Annotated in this window: 15 protein-coding genes; 3 read left to right on the top strand and 12 right to left on the bottom strand. The window is 36.4% G+C overall.

Annotation, left to right across the window (positions count from 1 at the left end):
- Nucleotides 1-93: 93 nt before the first annotated feature.
- A complete protein-coding gene (locus LIV57_RS07870) occupies nt 94-876 on the top strand; it encodes a YdcF family protein (RefSeq protein ID WP_227942183.1) in 783 nt (260 codons plus the stop codon).
- A gap of 96 nt (nt 877-972) precedes the next feature.
- Here LIV57_RS07870 and LIV57_RS07865 read toward each other — a convergent pair whose 3' ends face one another.
- The 9 genes from LIV57_RS07865 to LIV57_RS07825 all read right to left on the bottom strand — a co-directional run bounded on the left by LIV57_RS07865 (nt 973) and on the right by LIV57_RS07825 (nt 10806).
- Entirely contained in the window at nt 973-1848 is an 876-nt protein-coding gene (locus tag LIV57_RS07865; RefSeq protein WP_227942182.1) for a YDG/SRA domain-containing protein, read from the bottom strand.
- 374 nt (nt 1849-2222) lie between these two features.
- On the bottom strand, nt 2223-2684 hold the full coding sequence (locus LIV57_RS07860) for a VOC family protein (protein ID WP_227942181.1): 462 nt from the start codon (nt 2682-2684) through the stop codon (nt 2223-2225).
- A gap of 847 nt (nt 2685-3531) precedes the next feature.
- Nucleotides 3532-4491 carry a DUF6624 domain-containing protein gene (locus LIV57_RS07855; RefSeq protein ID WP_227942180.1) on the bottom strand — a complete coding sequence of 320 codons (960 nt, stop codon included), beginning with the start codon at nt 4489-4491 and terminating at the stop codon, nt 3532-3534.
- A gap of 196 nt (nt 4492-4687) precedes the next feature.
- Nucleotides 4688-4963: a hypothetical protein gene (locus LIV57_RS07850; protein WP_227942179.1), complete on the bottom strand. Its 276-nt coding sequence runs from the start codon at nt 4961-4963 to the stop codon at nt 4688-4690.
- An 18-nt stretch (nt 4964-4981) separates the two neighbouring features.
- Entirely contained in the window at nt 4982-5299 is a 318-nt protein-coding gene (locus LIV57_RS07845; RefSeq protein ID WP_227942178.1) for a hypothetical protein, read from the bottom strand.
- 22 nt (nt 5300-5321) lie between these two features.
- Nucleotides 5322-6029, bottom strand: a complete 708-nt coding sequence (locus LIV57_RS07840; RefSeq protein ID WP_227942177.1) for a hypothetical protein — start codon at nt 6027-6029, stop codon at nt 5322-5324.
- 167 nt (nt 6030-6196) lie between these two features.
- On the bottom strand, nt 6197-7690 hold the full coding sequence (locus LIV57_RS07835; protein ID WP_227942176.1) for a BspA family leucine-rich repeat surface protein: 1494 nt from the start codon (nt 7688-7690) through the stop codon (nt 6197-6199).
- Between the two features lie 264 nt (nt 7691-7954).
- Nucleotides 7955-10339 carry a TonB-dependent receptor gene (locus LIV57_RS07830; RefSeq protein ID WP_227942175.1) on the bottom strand — a complete coding sequence of 795 codons (2385 nt, stop codon included), beginning with the start codon at nt 10337-10339 and terminating at the stop codon, nt 7955-7957.
- Between the two features lie 182 nt (nt 10340-10521).
- A complete protein-coding gene (locus LIV57_RS07825; protein WP_002979306.1) occupies nt 10522-10806 on the bottom strand; it encodes a bacteriocin-like protein in 285 nt (94 codons plus the stop codon).
- A gap of 438 nt (nt 10807-11244) precedes the next feature.
- Between LIV57_RS07825 and LIV57_RS07820 the strand changes: the two genes are divergently transcribed.
- Nucleotides 11245-12033, top strand: a complete 789-nt coding sequence (locus tag LIV57_RS07820; RefSeq protein ID WP_110011579.1) for an XRE family transcriptional regulator — start codon at nt 11245-11247, stop codon at nt 12031-12033.
- Nucleotides 12034-12103: 70 nt separating this feature from the next.
- Here the strand turns inward: LIV57_RS07820 and xth are convergent, their stop codons facing one another.
- Nucleotides 12104-12883 (bottom strand): exodeoxyribonuclease III, encoded by a 780-nt coding sequence (xth, locus tag LIV57_RS07815; RefSeq protein ID WP_227942174.1) that lies wholly within the window; start codon nt 12881-12883, stop codon nt 12104-12106.
- A gap of 189 nt (nt 12884-13072) precedes the next feature.
- Here xth and LIV57_RS07810 point away from each other — a divergent pair, with 189 nt between their 5' ends.
- Nucleotides 13073-14308: a YaiO family outer membrane beta-barrel protein gene (locus tag LIV57_RS07810; RefSeq protein WP_227942173.1), complete on the top strand. Its 1236-nt coding sequence runs from the start codon at nt 13073-13075 to the stop codon at nt 14306-14308.
- Here LIV57_RS07810 and LIV57_RS07805 read toward each other — a convergent pair.
- Both LIV57_RS07805 and LIV57_RS07800 read right to left on the bottom strand, forming a co-directional pair.
- A complete protein-coding gene (locus tag LIV57_RS07805) occupies nt 14305-17742 on the bottom strand; it encodes a sulfatase-like hydrolase/transferase (RefSeq protein WP_227942172.1) in 3438 nt (1145 codons plus the stop codon). The genes LIV57_RS07810 and LIV57_RS07805 overlap by 4 nt on opposite strands.
- Nucleotides 17736-18803: a HEAT repeat domain-containing protein gene (locus tag LIV57_RS07800; protein WP_227942171.1), complete on the bottom strand. Its 1068-nt coding sequence runs from the start codon at nt 18801-18803 to the stop codon at nt 17736-17738. The genes LIV57_RS07805 and LIV57_RS07800 overlap by 7 nt, the downstream gene beginning before the upstream one ends.
- Nucleotides 18804-18811: the final 8 nt, after the last annotated feature.

Raw genomic sequence — 18811 nt, 5'->3', positions numbered from 1 at the left:
GGAATGGTCTGCTGCTGTAGAAAGTTATACTCAGAAAATTGCTTTATCTTTGGGCTTTTAATGTTTGCAGGTATTAAATAATAGTATTTGAAGATGAAGTTTTTATTAGACCTTTTGTTTCGTATGATCCAGCTTTTTACAGAGCCTTATTTCTTAGTATTTCTCGCAGTGGTTATCATTGTACTTTTAAGAAGAAAAAACAAGCGTAAAAACCTACGGATAGGAATTGGCATTGTTGCCGTTTTAATGATCATTTTTATAGGGAACGGTTTTCTCGGAAAGTTCACCGCAGACTATCTGCAGAAAAGTTATGTGAATACTATTGCGAATAAAAACAGGACTTCTCAGAATCCTGTTATCGTTGTATTGGGTGGCGGCGTTGTAGATTTTAACCATACAGAAAAACTGCATACATTGTCTTACTCCAGACTGGTGACCGCCTATCAGCTGTATCATGAATACAGGAAAAATAATCTGCCTTGTAAAATAGTCATTTCAGGAAAGGGGAGAGGACATACAAGTGAAGCAGAACTCTTCAGTGAAAATTTTAAAAACATGGGGGTTTCGGATGCTGATATCATCAAAGAAGACAAAAGTATGAATACCTATGAAAATGCAAAATATTCCAGCAAGATCCTTAAACAGATGGCTCCTTCTGATGTCTACCTGGTGACTTCCGGTTTTCATATGAAAAGGTCTGTGGCTTTGTTTCAGACATTTGGGGTAAATCCCGTTCCGCAAGCTTCAGATTTTATAGATACGGAAATTACCTGGTTTCCTAACAGCTATAACGCAGCATTTACTTTTGTGATGCTAAAAGAAGTACTGGGAATATGGCAGGTGCAGCTGTATAACAGTTTGGGATTGAACGGGTAGTATTCTATATTTAATTATAAACACAACATTAAATAAGCATAACACTATACAAAACTAAATAAAAAGGCCTCTCAAATTTTTTTTGAGAGGCTATTTTTATTCAAAACCGTGTGTTTGACGGTGATATTTTAGATTTAAATAATTCAATTTATGATGATCATGAATGGTTAGTTTTCCTGATAAACAGCCAATTAATTGAAAATTATCAGCAATTGAAAATGCTCCTTTATCAAACATAATATGATGATTAGGGCAAAGACAAATAAGATTATCAGGATTATCATCTCCACTATGTGGCTTACCTAATGGTTTAATATGGGCACCTTCAGCATACTGACCTAATTTGGTTGGAATAGTAATCTGGCACACTTGGCATTTGAAATCGTATAATTTTTTTATTTGCCATGCTACTTTTGTATCTCGTACAATTCTTAGAACTGTACTTTCTGCAGTTCTTTTTATTCTTTTAGAATAATCTAATTCGATTTGCTTTATTGTTTTTTTAGATTGATTATTGCCTGAATATTCTAAACGGAATCTACAAATTTTGAACCCACTTTTACCAATTTCCTCCCAAGCATCTACAACACTATACAACCCAGCATATAAATATCCTTCTTTAGGTGAAAATTCCGATCTATGAGTTGCACCCCGGATAACTCTTACTGGTAATCCTTGGTCCATACTTATGACAAGTCCTGCATTACCTTTTTCCCATACTTGATCTTTTATTTGTTTTCCAGTATTACTATCGTTACCACCTGCACCTGTATAAACAATTTCTTCTCCAAAATCTAAATCGTCTTCATATCCTCCAGAAAGAACGATAGCAGAAGTACCTTCATTTGAATTCCCATCTATTCCTGCTGCCCAATTTCTATGAAAACTGGTGGACATCATTTCCCGTCTATTGTTAAAATGATATCCTTCTTCAATTCCATCTATCTCACCAAATATAATAGGCTTACTCACGGTTATTTTTATTTAAGTACAAATTTATAATTTTAAATAAAAAAATAATCGAAAATGAGATATTGTAGAATGTTTTATTGATATGGGGTGATTTTTAGTGTTTTTCTTTATGAAAATCAATTGTTAAACAACAGAAGCATGATAAAACTAATCCGATGTAAAGCGACAGATTGATTTATTATCGACAATAAAGGTAGAATTCACCTTACGTTTTTTATAAAAAACATTGATTATCATGTAATTATATGAAAATCAATGAAAACCACCCAAATAAGCCGTGTTTATCGAGTCAGTAACTATGCTATCTGACTGAAAACAGAGGAGATTTACGGGCAAATTGTATTTCAGCCTGATTATTTGGTTTTTGTAAAGGGTTACATAAAAAATACATTAAACTTGTGTCCATCCGGATCTGCAAATACAAAACCGTAGTAATTGTCTCCAAAAGTTTCAGGCTCTGATACAATGGTTCCGCCAGCATTTTTAACTTCTTCAGCCCAATCATCTACCTGAGTTTTATTTTCTGCAGAAAGGGTAAATATGATTTCGTTGGAGTGGTGGGGATCTCCAAACTTCATACTTTTCAGGTTGTTTTCAATAACAGTTTGTAAGAAAAAGTGAATAATGAATTCATTTCCAGCCATAAAAAAACTTACCAGTTCATTGGACGTATGTGGATTATTGGGCCTGAAACCCAGTTCAGTGTAGAATTTCTGTGTGCGTTCAAGGTCGGTTACGGCCAGATTGGCCCAGATCATTTTAGGTTTCATATCGGTGATATTTTGGTTAGGATAAAGGTATTTGGTTTTTACAGAATAAAAACTGTCATGTGGCAAGATTTCGTATTTTTAAGGGGTAAATGAACATTATGAAAACTATATTTCAGGAGATGGTTTTCCTTCTAAATTTCCTGTTGGGTAATTTAACATAATATAAAAGAAGTTAAGTTATAATTGATGATCTAAGACCCTTTAAAGACCCTTGTCAAGGTTTTGAACCTTGACAAGGGTTGCTATCCACAACTAATTTTTTCAAATAATTGAATCAGGAATTTTACCTTTATCAGAAATTAAAGATTTTCGCCCGGTCAGTGGCAAGAAAAATTATTTGAATTTAAAAACAATATTTTTCTGACCATGAATTGCCACACAATTAATATTTTTTCAATAAATGAGTTTTACATCGCTTAGAGAAAATTCAGAATATTATGAAGAGCTGTACGGCTTATAAAGAAAAAAGATTTAGGGGAAGTTGTAAAAGCTCTGAAATAGAATTTTTCGTTTTGTTTTATCCTTAACAAAATTTTAAAGAATTGGATGACGATAAGCCGGAGATTTTCCGGATAGGTTTACGACAGAGAAGAGTTCCGAGAATTCGTTAAAAGCTATTGGGTAGGAAAAGTTTGAGAATAACGGATTCTCAGACAGTAAATGCTCTATTTCACTACTATTATAAAAATCCTATAATTTATATTATGTTAAATTGTATATTATTCTGGTTTCAAAGATTCACAGAACATCTTAGATTTCATTACTTTGCTCTCTTGATTATTGTATCGGGTTTTTCAGGTAATACACAACTCTATTCAAGATTGTACTAATTAGAAATGGCGGATTAAAGAATTTTAACACCCTTAATCCACCATCTTGTAAACTGCTGTGATCAGAAGTTTTTTCTATTGATTTAATTCTTTTTATTTAATTTTTCTAATTCAGGTAAATCTTTTTTGTACTTTTCAACGTCCCAAGCTAAATTCCAGTTTTTAACGTAGTCAGAGATTGGACCCAGGCCAACTTCTGTTCTTCTTTTATCTACATTATCCGGATCTAGCAAAGGTAAAACATAGTAAGTATTATTACTTTGATTGATTCCTATCTGGCTTCCGTATATTTGTTTTCTGCCTTCCCGGATTTCTATTCTGTCAATTAACAACGCTAAAGAACCGACACTTGCATTTCCTTTTGTGACAGCTTCTCTCATCATGGGCAAATATTTTTTCTGCGTTTCCAGATCTGAATGCTGAATCACAAGAAATAATGCACTATTGGCCTGTGCGCCTACTTTGTCTTTACCCACCCAGCCTTTTTCATCTAATATTTTTTTTACTTTTAACAGGTTAAGAGAGTCTTTCTGCATTGTTTTTTTCCAAAGATCATTCATTTCCTTAGATTGCGGACCGAATTTTTTTTGTGTTTCATCCATTTGCATTCTGTATTTTTGGTCTTCCTCAAGAATTGCCAGTAATTCAGCCTGTAATGGTTTGTCATAATTGGCTTCTATGACCGCTATTTTCTTTTCTAGCTTTTCAATTGTTTTCCCCCATTCTTTTTTTGAATGTAAATTATCCAAATCAGAATCAGATTTTAAGTGCTTGAGATTGGTCCAGCCTTTATCTATGGATAGGTTCAGCCATTTGAATGCTTGTTTTGTATTTCCTGCCAAGGAAGATGAGCATGCGCCATTATATAAGTGACTTGGATTTTCGCTTTCGATTTTAAAAGCTTTACCATATACATCCGTAGACATTTTATAATCTTTTGCCCTGTATAATTGATCAGCTTCAATGATTAATTTTGAGTATTCCTGAGCATTAGCGCCTGTGAATAAAAATAATAACAACAAAGCATAAATAGTGTTTCTCATTTTTTCTGTATTTAATTCTTAAATTTTAGATGGTTACGTTTGTTTACAGGCTCAGTTTAATTGATATAATTTTCCTAAAGCCATTTATGCTACGAATATAAAGTTTATTTTGATGATGGGATTGTTAAGAAATCACAAAAAAAATCATCCTAAGTCTTAGATGATTTGATGAATTTTTTCTAAAAATTTAAATGAGTTATTTTAGCTTGCTTCTCTCCTCTTCCCAGAATCTGTCCATAATTGCCTTAGATTCTCCCGGGCTTTTCAGCATTTTGATATCTCCATTGTCATCAATTCTATAATGCCCTTTAAAGGCATCTGGCATTGCATCGTATTGTCTGTTTACTTGTTCTAATGTTTCTTTAAAACAAGGATAACCGAATTTTTCAACTAAGTACGGCAAAGCATTTCTTCCTTTTAAAAGTTCATACTCCTGAAAGTTATAAGGTGTCGTTTGCTGTCTTTTAGCCAATGATTGGTTAAATTTTTTTTAAAGCTGAGCGATTTCCTTTTCCTCAATAAAATTTGAAAGTCCGCGTAAGGCATATATTTTCATATCCAGATAACGTTCTTTCTTATAGGCATTCAGGAAAAAATCCTTCAGTAACGGATAAGTAAAGTCATAAAGCAATTTCAATATTTTATTTCGAATATCTAATTGTTTTGCTGAGTTGTAAATAGTAATCAGATGTTCTATATTGTCATTGCTGATAATACTTTTGTTTAAATTAAATAGTGCATTTCGAAATTCTGGCTTTTTTACATTATCCTTTTTGTTCGTTAAAATATCCGGGAAGTTGCTGACCATACTATCAATACAAGTGTAATTCTTAGTTATTATTGTTAATAATCGGAGCAAGTTCTTTTTTCAATTCCTCAAACTTCTCCTTGCTCATCATATCAATTTCCACGAGTTCTTTTGCTTCTTTTAATTTTGCAATCGCTTCTTCTCTGGTCATTTTTCTATTTTTTAAAAGAATTTCACCAGATTCAATCCCTAGCTCCGTATCCATGACGCTTAAATATTTATTGATTCCAAAAGCTCTGTCATTTATTTCTCCCAAAACCATAACTACGTACAAAGGCTTATTTTTGCTGCCTCTATGATAAGTTTTTATTTCTCTGACAATCACTTTAGTATTTTTTAAGCTGATATCTGCCATATTTTGTGCTTCACCACCCATAGCAGACATAATACTTCCAAATCCAGCCGGCCTTCCCATTTGTACAAATTCATAAGTCTTTTTGGAAGTACTTCTTGATTGTGAAATCCCACCTCTTGCTTTGTTTCCGTAACTTCCTGAATAAGTCCTTGTATTTAGTTCTTCAGAGGTTGGAGATCCTAATATTAAAGTATCACCTACCTTTACACTATTTTTACTCGTTGTTATATATTCCTTAACCTGGGCGCCGTTTTTAATAGTGTTGAAGAAATTAATATCCTGTGTGTTTTCGTAGGTCAATAAATTGATATTTTCCTGAGCTTGAATATTTACTATCGATAAGAGAATAGTAAAAAAAGTAATTGTTTTTTTCATAATTGTTATTTTGTATATTGGAAATTCAATTCTTAGTTTGCAGTTGATTATTCCAGTGTACACAAATATAGCACAGTTATTTATATATAAAATGAGGAAAACCATAAAGCTCCAAAATCCGCAGATTTTGGAGCAGGGTTTAAATAGCTAACCTTTCGGCTGTTGTACTATTGCTTGGTGATTTTATGGAAAAAAGTATCACCTTTAAAGATATAGTCTCCTGAAGGATATTCAGTCAGGTCGATGGTATTTTTCCCTTTTCTGAACAATATATTTTTAATGAGGTTACCGTTATTATCATATAAATACACATTTTCGTCTACTGAGGATTCCACGTTGATCACTCCTGTCGTTGGATTAGGATAAGCCGAAGTTTTTGTTTTTGGGGAAGCTTCTCTTGTTGACAGAAAACAACCTGAAATATAGGAATCTCCGATAATATTAAATCCTTTGTTGATCAGCTGCGCTCTGGCCAGCATCGCTTGCGGTGTAGAATAAACCAATCCTGTTGCATCTATAGTTCCGGACGTTATTGTGGAGTTCGCCCAGGTAGGATTATTATTCAGAGCGATGAGAAAATTGCTGTAATTCGTACATGATAAGCCTGCATTTTTAAATCCGAAATAGATTGTATTCCAGCTGAAGTTTTGAAGCTTGATATTCCACGAAGAAATATCCTGGTCAAAACGTGAAGCACCTGCAAACATATTAAATCCGGCGAAATAATCAGCCTTACTTACATCCCAGTTTCCGATGGGCTGATTGAACGATACTGCATTTTCAAACATATGCTCAAAATCTGTCACTTTACCTGTATTCCAGTTATCAAGAGGCTGATTAAATGCTGCCGCATTATAGAATGTATAGCGGAAATTAGTTGCATTTTCTGTATTCCATGAATTTAATGGCTGGTTGAAAGCTATGGCATCTGCAAACATAGAGGAAAAGTCAGTTCCGGATATCGTATTCCAGGCAGAAATATCCTGATTGAAAGAAGATGCAGAAGAAAACATGCTGCTGAAATTGGTTACTTTTGCCGTATCCCAGTTTCCGATATTCTGATTAAACAGCGTCGCTCCGCTGAACATACCGCTCATGTCCGTAATACGGAATGGATTCCAGTAAGAAAATGAAGTATGGCCTGTCAAAGATGAACAGTTAAGGAACATTTGTGATAAACTGGTTATCTGTGTCAAATCAGGAGTATCTGCAGCCGTTACGTTAAGATTGGGACAGTTGGCGAATGCTCTGTCGAATTGCTGAAGCCATGTCGTATTTCCCCACTGGCTGAGTTCTATGAGTTCCTGATTTCCACCCGGAGGAATGATGTCGGTATTGGCCCTGAATCCGTAAAATGATCCGTTACCGCTGGATACTTTTAATTCGTAAGTGGCCTGCAGAGGATCTGGATGGAATGATGGCCCAAAATATATAAGTAAAGGCTCACTGCTGCTGGAGTTTACATAATCAAACATCCCGTTATGCTCAGGATATCCTACTTCGTGCCAGTAAATGGTGTAATCGGTTCCTGTGCCGCCGAATCTTATTGAATGATCAATGACGCCGTTTGCATTGGGTTTCCAGATGGTAGTAAATTCATTCTGCGCATAGGAAATGCAAAATAAAAGGAGAAAAATGATTATTAGTTGTTTTTTACACATAATTTAAAAAAGTTGTTTTAAGGTTAAAATTGGTTTGGGTAAGACAATTAATTTCCCGGGATTCTTTATCTTATCTCTGATACAAAGGTACTGGCGCACAGCGACAAAACTCGTCGTATTAAAATTTTTTCCTTCTTTTTTTTTGATTAATTTTTGTATAAAAACTACCAGAAATAGTCTGTATCCTAAAAGGTGGTTTTACATGGATAACCTAAAAAAAATCTGCAGCTATTAAGTAATAATAACTGCAGAAAACAGATTGATTTATATGGTGATTTTCACACCGGCGGAAATAGTAATTCCGGGAAGCGGACTGAGGAATTTTAACTGAGAGTTCTGAAGTCGGGCCTCAGCATTCAGCAGATTGTTTCCTATGATATAATATTCGAGATCACCTAAACCCAGACTGCTGTCCTTATAAGAAAAACGGGCATTCAGCAGTGAAAATGCAGGCATCGGAAGTTCAGGATTAATATTTTTACCTAAATATTTTTGCTGTAAGTAATGGTCTAAGCTGAGATTCACGCTGAAGTTCTGCAGTGTTCCTTCCAGATTGAATCCGAAACGGCTGGTAGGCATGTTGGGCATATAATCGCCATCACTCCATTTTCTTATGGAGCTGTCGGCAACGCTTATATTTCGTACCAGATCATAATATCCGCCTATCTCCCACTTTCCTGCTTTTCCGAGATCTGCTTTATAAGCAGCTTCCGCTTCAATTCCATTGATTTCCGTATCATCGGAGCGCCATTCTTTTACCAGAAAAACTTCTCTGGAAATTCCGGTGTGGGCAAGATAAATATAGTTTTTATAAGAAGTATGATACCAGCTGGCAGATACCCGCAGGTTCTTCAGATTAACTCCGGTCCCGATTTCAACGGTATTGGCTGTTTCCTTATCCAGTGTATCATCACCATTTTCTTCTGTCAGGATCGCAAAATGATTGTTTCCTGAATAAAGCTCATTCACCTCCGGTGCCCTTTCCGAGTGATTGTATTGTACTTTCAGATACCCTTTTTTAAAGAGAGTCCATTGAGCGGAACTATGGAACTGATGAAGAGTGAAATCTCTGTCACTGAGTTTTCCTCCGGAAAGTCCGCGGCTTCTGACATACTTGTTATCTGCTTCTGCCCTGCGTTGTACATGATCGTTTCTGTACCCAAGATCCAGTTGAAGAAAATTAAAATCAAGGTGCTGCATGGTAAAGATTCCAATTTCACGGCTTATATTATTGGGTAAGTATCTCTGGCCTCCGGTGCCTTCCATATCTCTGTATTGTATTTCAAGCCCCGTAGTTCCGGTAAGAAATTGTAATTTCTGCTGGTTGATTTCCAGGCGTCCATTGTGTTGATTTACAGTAAACTGATTGGCACGGTACCGATCCAGAAGTTCAGCATTTTTTGAAAATACCCCCATATAATTCAGTTTGATGCTTGAAATCGGAGAATGGGTAAACTTGTAACCGGATTCAAACATGGCTTTATGAGATAGGCTTCTGATGTTGATGGGACTATATTCTATTTTGGGTTGTGGTTTTCCATGGCTATGTTTGGGGATTTTAGGGATTGCATATCCCGGAACCCCAAAATAGGAGTAAGAATTCTGATACGCGCCTCCTGCATACAATGATTTTCCGATATAACTGGTGCCTACATAAAATGAATTGCTTTCCGAATGACTGTTGGGGATCTCACCATCTTTTGTTTCCACATAATCTTTGATTCCGTTTACTTCACTTTTATATCGGTCTTTCACAGCATCCTGACCAGGAACATACAAATCGTTTTTCGGGTTGGGATAATATTTACCGTCAGCAGGATTGTAATACGTGGAACTGAATGTATACAGATCATCTTCCGAAAGCTCATACTCTATCATATGATCTTTGGCAAACTGGCTGATATAAGGAAAAAGGCTCTTGTTCAGGACACGTCTGGAATCTACATTGATCTGGCAAAGTGACTGTAAAATACTGTTGAAACCTACAAGCTCAGGATCATAACATCTGCCGTCTTTTGATTTTCCCGGAATTCTGACTATTTCCTGCTTCTGATTGGATGCTCCAACCGTCCAGACCCAGTTTTTAGCAATAATTCCTCTGGCTGAAAAAGCCTGTTTCTGACCACTATTACTGCCTCCCTCCAGGAGTCCTTTGAAATTTATCTTTTTTTCCGGAAGCTGTCTGGCAATATAATCTGTTTCAATATCTACAGCTCCTCCAATAGCTTTTCCACCATACAAAACCGATGCAGAATTTTTGTAAACAGTGATATTCTGAACACTGTTCATTTCGATATCCGTATTAAAATCCGGACTTATTCCCGAAAGGTCATTCACTGCCATTCCGTTTTCCAGTATTTTTACCCGGTTTCCGCTTAAGCTTCTGATAACGGGAGCTCCGGAATTCGGTCCATATCCCGAATTTTGAATTCCTGGAATTTTACTCAATGTTTCTCCCAGTGTATTGGATTGAATGAAATTCAGTTTTTTTCTTGAAATATTGGCAGAGTTATAATTTGTTTTTCCCTGTACCTGAATGGACTCTATGTCTTTTACCGTTCTTTTTTCGGGGATAATTTTCTGTGCTTTCAGAAGTGATGACGAACAAATAAGTGAACTGCCTGCCAAAAAATAAAAGGTCCTTTTCATATGCATATACTTTAATGATCCGGCAAAGCTAGAAAATTAAATTTATTAATGCAACATTGTTGCTTTATTGCGGTTTATCAAAAGCCATGTAATAAATCTAAGTCATTGAAAAGGAATGATATGGATAAGAAAAAAACCGCCCTGAAAAGGGCGGTCTGTTTTTTACATGTAATGCTTTCTGACTAGCAAGTTGATCCGCACTCAAGTAATTTGATGTGGATTACACCATTAACAACACATTGTGTCTGGCATAAAGCGTTAGTTACAACAGTGCTTACACCGCCAACTACTCCACCTACTGTAGATCCTACGCCGGTAACTACGCCACCAACGATAGTACCTACACCGCCTACTACTCCACCAACTACTCCTCCTAGTCCACCTAGAAGTCCGCCGATTGGATCTAGTAATCCGTTACCTGAAATAGCTTTTAATTCGTTTCTGTCCAATTTTTTTAAGTTTTTCATAACTATAATTTTATATGATTATTACATCACGAATATATGAATAATAATAGTAAAATTGCAAATAATTTTAAATAAATTAATTATATGTTTATATTATTTAATAATTCATTAATATAAATACGAATTAATGAGAATAATATTTTCACTTATATGTGATTGATTTTCTAAAAGTTAAAAAACATAACTCAATTTGTGGAATTTAGAGTTATTATTTTTGCATTAAATGTTAATTATTGATATTTATTTTTCAATGTAACTAAAACAGTTTCCAATGGTGCTGTAAAAGGTAAAATGGATAAGCTGAAATACCTGGATTTCCTCATTTTAGATAAAAAATAAAAAAACATCAATGAAATTTGTATTCTTATCGGGTAAAACCCACACGGGTTGATTGATAAAGGAATCAAATTTTGTATTTTTGCTGACATACTTATATCAATGTCAGTTTTTTCAAATAATATACGCTTTTTAAGAGCCAGGAGAAAGCTCTCCCAGCAAAATGTAGCCGATGAACTCATGATTTCAAGAGTCCGGTATTCAAAATATGAAAACGGAATTTCGGAGCCTCCTATCGAGCTGCTGGTAAAAATTTCAAAGTATTTCCATGTGAGTATTGATCTTATGCTTTCAGTAGATATTGAGAAGCATCCGATAGATGAAATGCTAAAGCTTCCTGATAACAGAATCGTTCTTCCGGTAGCAGTGGATACTCATGGAAATGATACCATAGAAATTATTCCTCAGAAGGCATCAATGGGATATCTGGAAGGCTATAGCGATATAGAATACATCGAAAGTCTTCAGCGTATTGCTCTTCCTTTTCTTACCAATGGTAAATACAGGGCTTTTCCTGCGGATGGTGATTCTATGCCTCCTTTCAGAAGCGGATCTTATATTGTAGGAAAATATGTAGAAGGAATTAATGAACTGAAACCAGGCAAAACCTATGTTTTTGTTACTTTAAACGACGGAATTACCTACAAGCGTTTTAAAGAAAGAAAGGAAAATGCAATTTGCGTAAGTGCTGATAATTCATTTTACGAGCCTTATGATATTCCATTTGAAGAAGTAGTGGAAATCTGGCAGTATGCTTCAGGAATTTTCCCGGAAGATTTCGAGCCGGGTGATTATGAAAGCTACAACTTTAAAGAGATGTTCCGTGAACTGAGACAGGATATCAGGGATCTTGACAAAAAGGTTTCAGGCCGCCGCCGCAAGCAATCTTAATAGTTAAAATAGATATCATATAAAGACTCCTGGTTTTATACCGGGAGTTTTTATATATGGACTTCAGTTATCAAGGATGATCCGAAAGTTCAATCCACACCGGAGCGTGATCGCTGCTTTTTTCCCAACCCCGCACATGGCTGTCTACTCCACCGGATGATAATCTCGGCTGAAGATAAGGACTTAATAAAATATGATCCAGCCTCATTCCTGCATTGCGGTCGTAGGCTTTGTATAAATAATCCCAGAATGTATAGATTTTCTCATCAGGATAAAGACTTCGCAGAGAATCCAGCCAGCCTTTTTTCTGAAGTTCTTTAAATGCTTTTCTCACTTCCGTTCTGTATAAGGCATCATTTTCCCAGCGCTCAGGTTTATAAGCATCAACAGGTTCCGGAATAATATTGAAATCGCCGATAAGGATGGCGGGAAGTTCCATTTTGATAAGCTGATTGGTTCGTTTTTTAAAACGTTTGAGCCACGATAATTTATAATCAAATTTAGGTCCGGGATAAGGATTTCCATTGGGAAGATACAGGCAGCAGATGACCATTTGATCGATAATAGCTTCTATATACCGGCTTTGCACATCTTCTGCGTCACCAGGCAAAGATCTTTGTACTTCAGTTATTTCTTTATTTTTGGCCAGTATGGCTACTCCGTTCCAGCTTTTCTGGCCGTTCCAGATCGCCTTATATCCCGCGTTATTGATATCCTGTAATGGAAAACGTTCCTGAGGAGCTTTTAATTCCTGAAGACAGACAATATCCGGTGAAGCTTCCTTGAGCCATTTCAGTAAAACAGGCAGCCGGCCATTGATTCCGTTAACATTATAGGTTGCTATTTTCATGATGAAGGTTTTTATAAAATCAATTCTTTTCAATTACGACAATAATTATTCCATCATAAATATCTATTATTTGATATTTTGCGGAATAATAATCTTAAAAAGATAAGTTTTGATGAATAATCTCTGGGTTGAGAGATAAAAGTTCAATATATTTGTGATAAAGATGTAGCTCATTAATAATAAACTTCGATGAAAAGATATCCGACCTTTTTATTAGCATTACTTTTTCCCATTACAATGTATGGCCAGCAGAATCTTACTGCTGATGAATTGTTTGTTAAAGCCCGCACCACTGCTTTTGAACAAAAAGATTATACTACATCTATTGCCCTGGCAAAAGAGGCGCTGGCAAAAGCTCCCAATTATACCGATATTTCTGTTTTTTTGGGAAGGTTATATACCTGGAATAAAGATATTGAAGCGGCAAGAGCTGTGTTTGAAGATCTTGGAAAAAGAGAGGTTCAGGATGAAGATTATTTCCTGGCGTATGCTTCACTGGAATACTGGAATGATCAGGATACAAAGGCTATCGAAATTATAGATAAAGGACTTTCCTATCATTCAAAATCTGAGGCATTACTGCTGCTGAAGGCAAAAGTATATTTTGGAATGGATAATTATGAAGAAGCTGACAAAGCGGTAACCACTCTATTATCTATTAATCCCAAAAATACAGAAGCAAGGGCTCTTGCAGTAAGAATCAAGGATCTGTCTTCTAAAAATGCTGTTGGAATTATTTACAACTATTCCCATTTTGACAAACAGTTTGATGACGACTGGCACATTGTGGGAGTAAGTTATAAGAGAATTACACCTATTGGTTCTGTAATCCTTCGTGGCAATTATGCCAATAAGTTTGCACAAGGCGGAACACAGATTGAGCTGGAAGCGTATCCAAGACTTTCCAAAATGTTCTATTTATATGTCGGCGGAGGATATTCTGATGATGTAGGTCTGTTTCCGAAATACCGTACCGGAGTTTCCCTGAATGCCAATCTTCCTCATAGTTTTGAGGCAGAGCTGGGTTACCGTCAGCTTCATTTCAGCAACAGTATCTGGATGTATACCGCGGCTGTAGGAAAATATTATAAAAATTTCTGGTTCAACCTTCGTACTTATATTACACCTGACAGTAAAAATATTTCACATTCTTATACCGGAACGGTGAGATATTACACAAAAGGCGCTCAGGATTATGTTGCTTTTCAGATCGGTACCGGGATAAGCCCGGAAGAATACCGAAATAACCTTCTGGAAAATGAAACCTTTAAGCTTAAAACCTTTAAAATAGGTGCTGAGTATAATTTCTCTTACCGCTCTGTCAATCTTTTTTCTGTAGGAACCATGTATTATAATCAGGAATTCCGTCCTGGTGAGAAAGGAAATCAGTTTGACATTACTTTAGGCTACACCCGGAAGTTTTAAAACTTTGACCTTGTTTTTTTCTTAAAGTTAACCATTACCGAATCCGGCATCAGTTTCTTTGTGGAATAAAACCGGGCATTCATGCTTTTATACTGATTGAACCTGGCGTTGATCTTGTTCAGGGATGCTGCATCATTGGATGTATCTTCCTCCATGTTCTTAAGGGTGAAAAGCTGCCCGTCATGGATATAATATTTCTCAGATACAAAATCGATAAGCTGGTTTTTACTTTGCATCATAGGGATTCCGGCCTTGCTGATTTCAGGATCTGCAGAAAAGCCACGTCCTACCCATGTAACGGTAGAAGGTGTTTTGATTTGATAATTATTTCTGTAGTAAGCCAGAATGGAAGGTGCAATATCAAAATGGCTTACCGTTTTATAGAATCGTTTTGATTCTTTTAATAATGGAGAATAGATCAATAATGGCACATGGAATCTGTCAATTTTAGACTGCAATGTAATTTCAGGCATACTGTGATCTCCTGTAATGATGAAAATGGTGTTTTTGAAGTCCGGCCGTTTGCTGTAATTTTCAAAGAAATTTTTCATAGCATCATCAGCATTCAATACCGAAATGAGCTGATTTTTGTGGGCAGATGCCCATTTTTTCTGTTCAGGAGTTAAAATTCCGGAGTTAAGTCGTTGATTGTACAGCTTTTCATAATAATCTTTATTGTTGATTAAAAAAGGATTATGTGTGGAAAGTGTAAGAATCATATTGAAATAAGGCTGATTCTGGGGTTTTTGTTGCTGCAGCATTTTACTTAAAACAGCTTGGTCTTCATATCCCCAGCTTTCGCCGTTGCTGGCAGGAAGCTTTCGGTAAGGGCTGTTGAAGGAAGCCTGGTCTATAATATGATCTGCTCCGCTGTACTCCAGAAACTCACGGTAGCGGTCAAATGACGCATGACCTCCGTAATAAAATCCTGTTTCAAAACCATTTGCTTTAAGGATGTTATAGAGATTGAAATTCTCCGGTGTGTTTTCTATTTCAAGGAAGCCGTTCTTACCAAAGGGAAGAGATCCCGTTAATGATGGTAATGCTCCGAATGTTCTTCCTGCTGAGCTTAAACTGTTTTCCCAATACAATCCTTTATGGGACAGCGAATCAAGATAAGGAGTGAAGTTTCCGATATATCCTTTTGGGGAAGTATACGCATGTCCGAAACCTTCCATCACAAGAAAAACAAGATTGGGAACTTTCTCAGATATGTTAAAGTAAGAACCTAAAAAATCCTGTGTGTTTTCTTTTCTCCAGAACGGATAGTTTTTATCAATCATTTCTGCATTGGCAGTAAAATCTTCATTTTCGCTCAGTAATTCAGTGAGTTCCGGATAGCTGCTGATAAAATTGTCTTCATTAGATTTAAAGAAATAAGCCCATTTACTTTTTGCCGCATTTTGATTAAACTCACTTTCGGAACTCAAAATCTTTGCTCCCACTACATTGGAAGGAATAAAGAATGCTGCTAACCCGAAAATCAATAGTATCATTCCCGGATAGATTGATTTTAAAGCCCCTTTTCCTGCAATCCACAAAGGAATCAAGGACCCAATGATTAAAATTCCCAGCAATGCAAAGTTTTTGAAGTTCAGCATTCCGCTTGCCTGCAAAATCTGCTTCATCTCTTCTTTGCTGTAGTATAAAAGGTCGGCACCCAAAACATTGCGGGTTTCAGAAAAATACAGGAACAAAATATATTGAGTAACTGCTACAATAAGCAGGGTGATTATTCCCAGAATTCTTGCCCAGCCTTCTTTGACAAAATTAATAATCAGATATATAATTCCGACACAGAATGTCAGTTGAAGCGCAAATAAAATGTTTTCCAAGAAAAGATGAACAATAATGGCTGATGTTTCAAATTTTGGAAAAGTATATTTGTACCATAGTGATTCTGCGGCGACTCCTAATAAAAATAAAGCAAAGAAAGCCAATGCCAGCATTCCCCATTTTTTAAGCCCAACCTGAAGAATAGCATATATCCTTTCTTTCAGCGGTAAATGCTGCGTGCTTTGATTGAAGCCCTGTCTTGTCATTTCGCCCCAGCCATGAGATTTTTTGAAATAATCTATAAATCCGTTAACCCCTGCTTTTACGACAATAGGATGAAAATAAAAAGGTTCGGAAAAAGCGGTAAAAATCAGTCTAAGGAAGTCTTTTCTTTTGGTATAAACCTGATGGCTGACAAGATCCACCAATATCGCATAGATGGAATAAAGGAATCCCATTGAGATGACGAGGGCAAACAAAATCAGAAAGAAGGGCCAGTTGATAATCCCAAGCAATAAAAAGATAATAAAGATAATATACCCTGAAAATTCGATGAGCGGACCCAGGAATTCAAAGAAGAACCAGTAAGGAAGACTGATCATTCCTAATTTTTTATACTTCGGATTGAACATGAGTTTTCTGTGTTTCCACAGAGTTTCCATGGTTCCGCGCATCCATCGGTTTCGTTGTTTTCTGAGAATATCTTTGGATTCCGGAACTTCTGTCCAGCACAGCGGATCCGGAATGGTAAGTACTTCGTAAGGCTCGTTTTTTTCCTCCATGTACTTTCTCATTCTTACCACCAGCTCCATGTCCTCTCCCACCGTGTTTTTATCATAGCCGCCGCAGGCCAGTACAATTTTCCGGTCAAAGACTCCAAAAGCCCCGGAGATCAGGATCAGTCCTGATGCCCTGGACCATGCCATACGTCCCAGTACAAAAGCCCGGATATATTCCAATGCCTGTGTTCTTCCCAGTAGGGTTTTCGGCATATTGACACTTACTACTTTTCCGTTTTCAATGACACAGTTGTTGGCCAAACGAATCACTCCACCGCAGGCAATAAACTTTTTATCAGTCTGCTCCAGCATGGGTTTTGCGAGTTTTAAAATCGAATCCTGCTCGAGAATACAGTCAACATCAATACAGACCAGATAGTCACCGGAAGAAATATTGACGCCAACATTTAAGGCATCGGCTTTTCCTCCATTTTCTTTATCAACAACAATCAGTTTTTTGAAGGCCGGATTTTTACTTTTATAAACTCCTCTTACTGCATTGGTTTCAATTTTTCCCTGAATAAAATAAGCTACAGACTCAAGTTCGTAAGCTTCAATAAGCTTTTGAATGGAATCATCCTTACTTCCATCATTTACAATGATAATTTCCAGATTATGATAGTAAAGGGATAACAGTGAACGTACATTTTCTACAATAGTCATTCCTTCATTATATGCCGGAGCTATAACGCTGAATACCGGAGCATTGGGATTGGCCGCAATGATGCTGTAGTCTGTGAAGGTATTTTCTTTTTTATAACGCAATACAGCGCCAAGCGCATAAATTCCTATCCAGCCATAGATAAGGGCTACTGCTGTTCCGTAAATCAGAAACAGCCAGATAACAACTTCATAGATGATGTGTGAGAATTCTAACATGCTTTTTCCTGTAATGCGTATTTAATGATTTGAATTAATTCTTCAGAAGAGGTTTCCTTTTGGGATATTTCTTTCAGGTATTCCTGTTTCTCCAATGCACATAAAGCTTCTGCTGCATATACTTTTATCCCTGAATCCGGATTGTCCAATAACTGATCTTTCAGAAAATCTGTACTGTATTGGTCTTTTGACTTTTTCATGACTTTGAGAATCTCTTTCTGTACTTCAGCGGGCTGATGGGGATAGATTTCCATAAGATCAGCGATTGTTGAAGAATTTTCCAGCGATAATAAAGTTTGCACTGCCTGAACCCGTACATCAGCAGATGGATGATTCAACAAATCAGTTACTGTTGGATAGAGAGATAATATCTGAAATTTTCTTAAGAGTTTAAGGGTAAAAATAACTACGGAATCATTAGAGCTTTCCATCCAGTTTTTAATGCTGTCTCCGGAGTTCTCGGGAATATGTGTTACGGAAATAAGCAGACGAAGCTGCTGCCATTCTGATATTTTGGTTGAAATGCCGTTCAGGAAATGAAGACCTTCAAAACCCTTAAAGTTAACCATTGCATATTGTGCTTCCTGATACACCTGTGGCGAACGATGGGTTAAAAATGTAGAAATTTTTGGCAACGCTTCCTGTACGTGCATGGCGGTAAGTTCCTGTATTCCTCCAGCAATGATATGTTCTTTCTTTTGATTGAGTTTTTTCAATGCTTCTTCCTGAAGGCCATATTCATGAAATAAATCTTTAAGTTTATTCTGTGCTGCTCCGGAAAATTTTTTCTCGGATTCTGCCAGTTTCTGAAGAAACAGATTTCTGAATGAAGAACTTCCGGAAGCTTTTGAAAAGCTGCTGTCTGCAGTCATTTCTTCTTCACCATATACAATCACTTCTGAGATCTTTTTATTGATCACTTCAGACCATCTGAAAACCCGGATAGATTCTCTGTACTGATAAAAGCTGTATATCAGTACAACGATGATCAGTAAAAGTACTAAAGATAGCATTCCCAGGAAAATAAGAAAAAGAAAATGCACAGAAGTGGTGAGAAACATGGCTGTAG

Origin of the sequence: Chryseobacterium sp. X308, from assembly GCF_020733145.1 — a bacterium.
In the GTDB taxonomy this organism is placed as follows: Bacteria; Bacteroidota; Bacteroidia; order Flavobacteriales; family Weeksellaceae; genus Chryseobacterium; species Chryseobacterium cupriresistens.
The sequence above is the reverse complement of the archived record's forward strand: the minus strand, read 5'-3'. Positions and strand labels throughout refer to the sequence as shown.

Bases quoted from the DNA above. Each gene is read 5' to 3' on its own strand.
- LIV57_RS07810 (WP_227942173.1), top strand. From the start codon at position 13,073: ATGAAAAGATATCCGACCTTTTTATTAGCATTACTTTTTCCCATTACA.
- LIV57_RS07845 (WP_227942178.1), bottom strand. From the start codon at position 5,299: ATGGTCAGCAACTTCCCGGATATTTTAACGAACAAAAAGGATAATGTA.
- LIV57_RS07825 (WP_002979306.1), bottom strand. From the start codon at position 10,806: ATGAAAAACTTAAAAAAATTGGACAGAAACGAATTAAAAGCTATTTCA.
- LIV57_RS07830 (WP_227942175.1), bottom strand. From the start codon at position 10,339: ATGAAAAGGACCTTTTATTTTTTGGCAGGCAGTTCACTTATTTGTTCG.
- LIV57_RS07805 (WP_227942172.1), bottom strand. From the start codon at position 17,742: ATGTTAGAATTCTCACACATCATCTATGAAGTTGTTATCTGGCTGTTT.
- LIV57_RS07870 (WP_227942183.1), top strand. From the start codon at position 94: ATGAAGTTTTTATTAGACCTTTTGTTTCGTATGATCCAGCTTTTTACA.
- LIV57_RS07855 (WP_227942180.1), bottom strand. From the start codon at position 4,491: ATGAGAAACACTATTTATGCTTTGTTGTTATTATTTTTATTCACAGGC.
- LIV57_RS07840 (WP_227942177.1), bottom strand. From the start codon at position 6,029: ATGAAAAAAACAATTACTTTTTTTACTATTCTCTTATCGATAGTAAAT.
- LIV57_RS07800 (WP_227942171.1), bottom strand. From the start codon at position 18,803: ATGTTTCTCACCACTTCTGTGCATTTTCTTTTTCTTATTTTCCTGGGA.
- LIV57_RS07835 (WP_227942176.1), bottom strand. From the start codon at position 7,690: ATGTGTAAAAAACAACTAATAATCATTTTTCTCCTTTTATTTTGCATT.
- xth (WP_227942174.1), bottom strand. From the start codon at position 12,883: ATGAAAATAGCAACCTATAATGTTAACGGAATCAATGGCCGGCTGCCT.
- LIV57_RS07820 (WP_110011579.1), top strand. From the start codon at position 11,245: ATGTCAGTTTTTTCAAATAATATACGCTTTTTAAGAGCCAGGAGAAAG.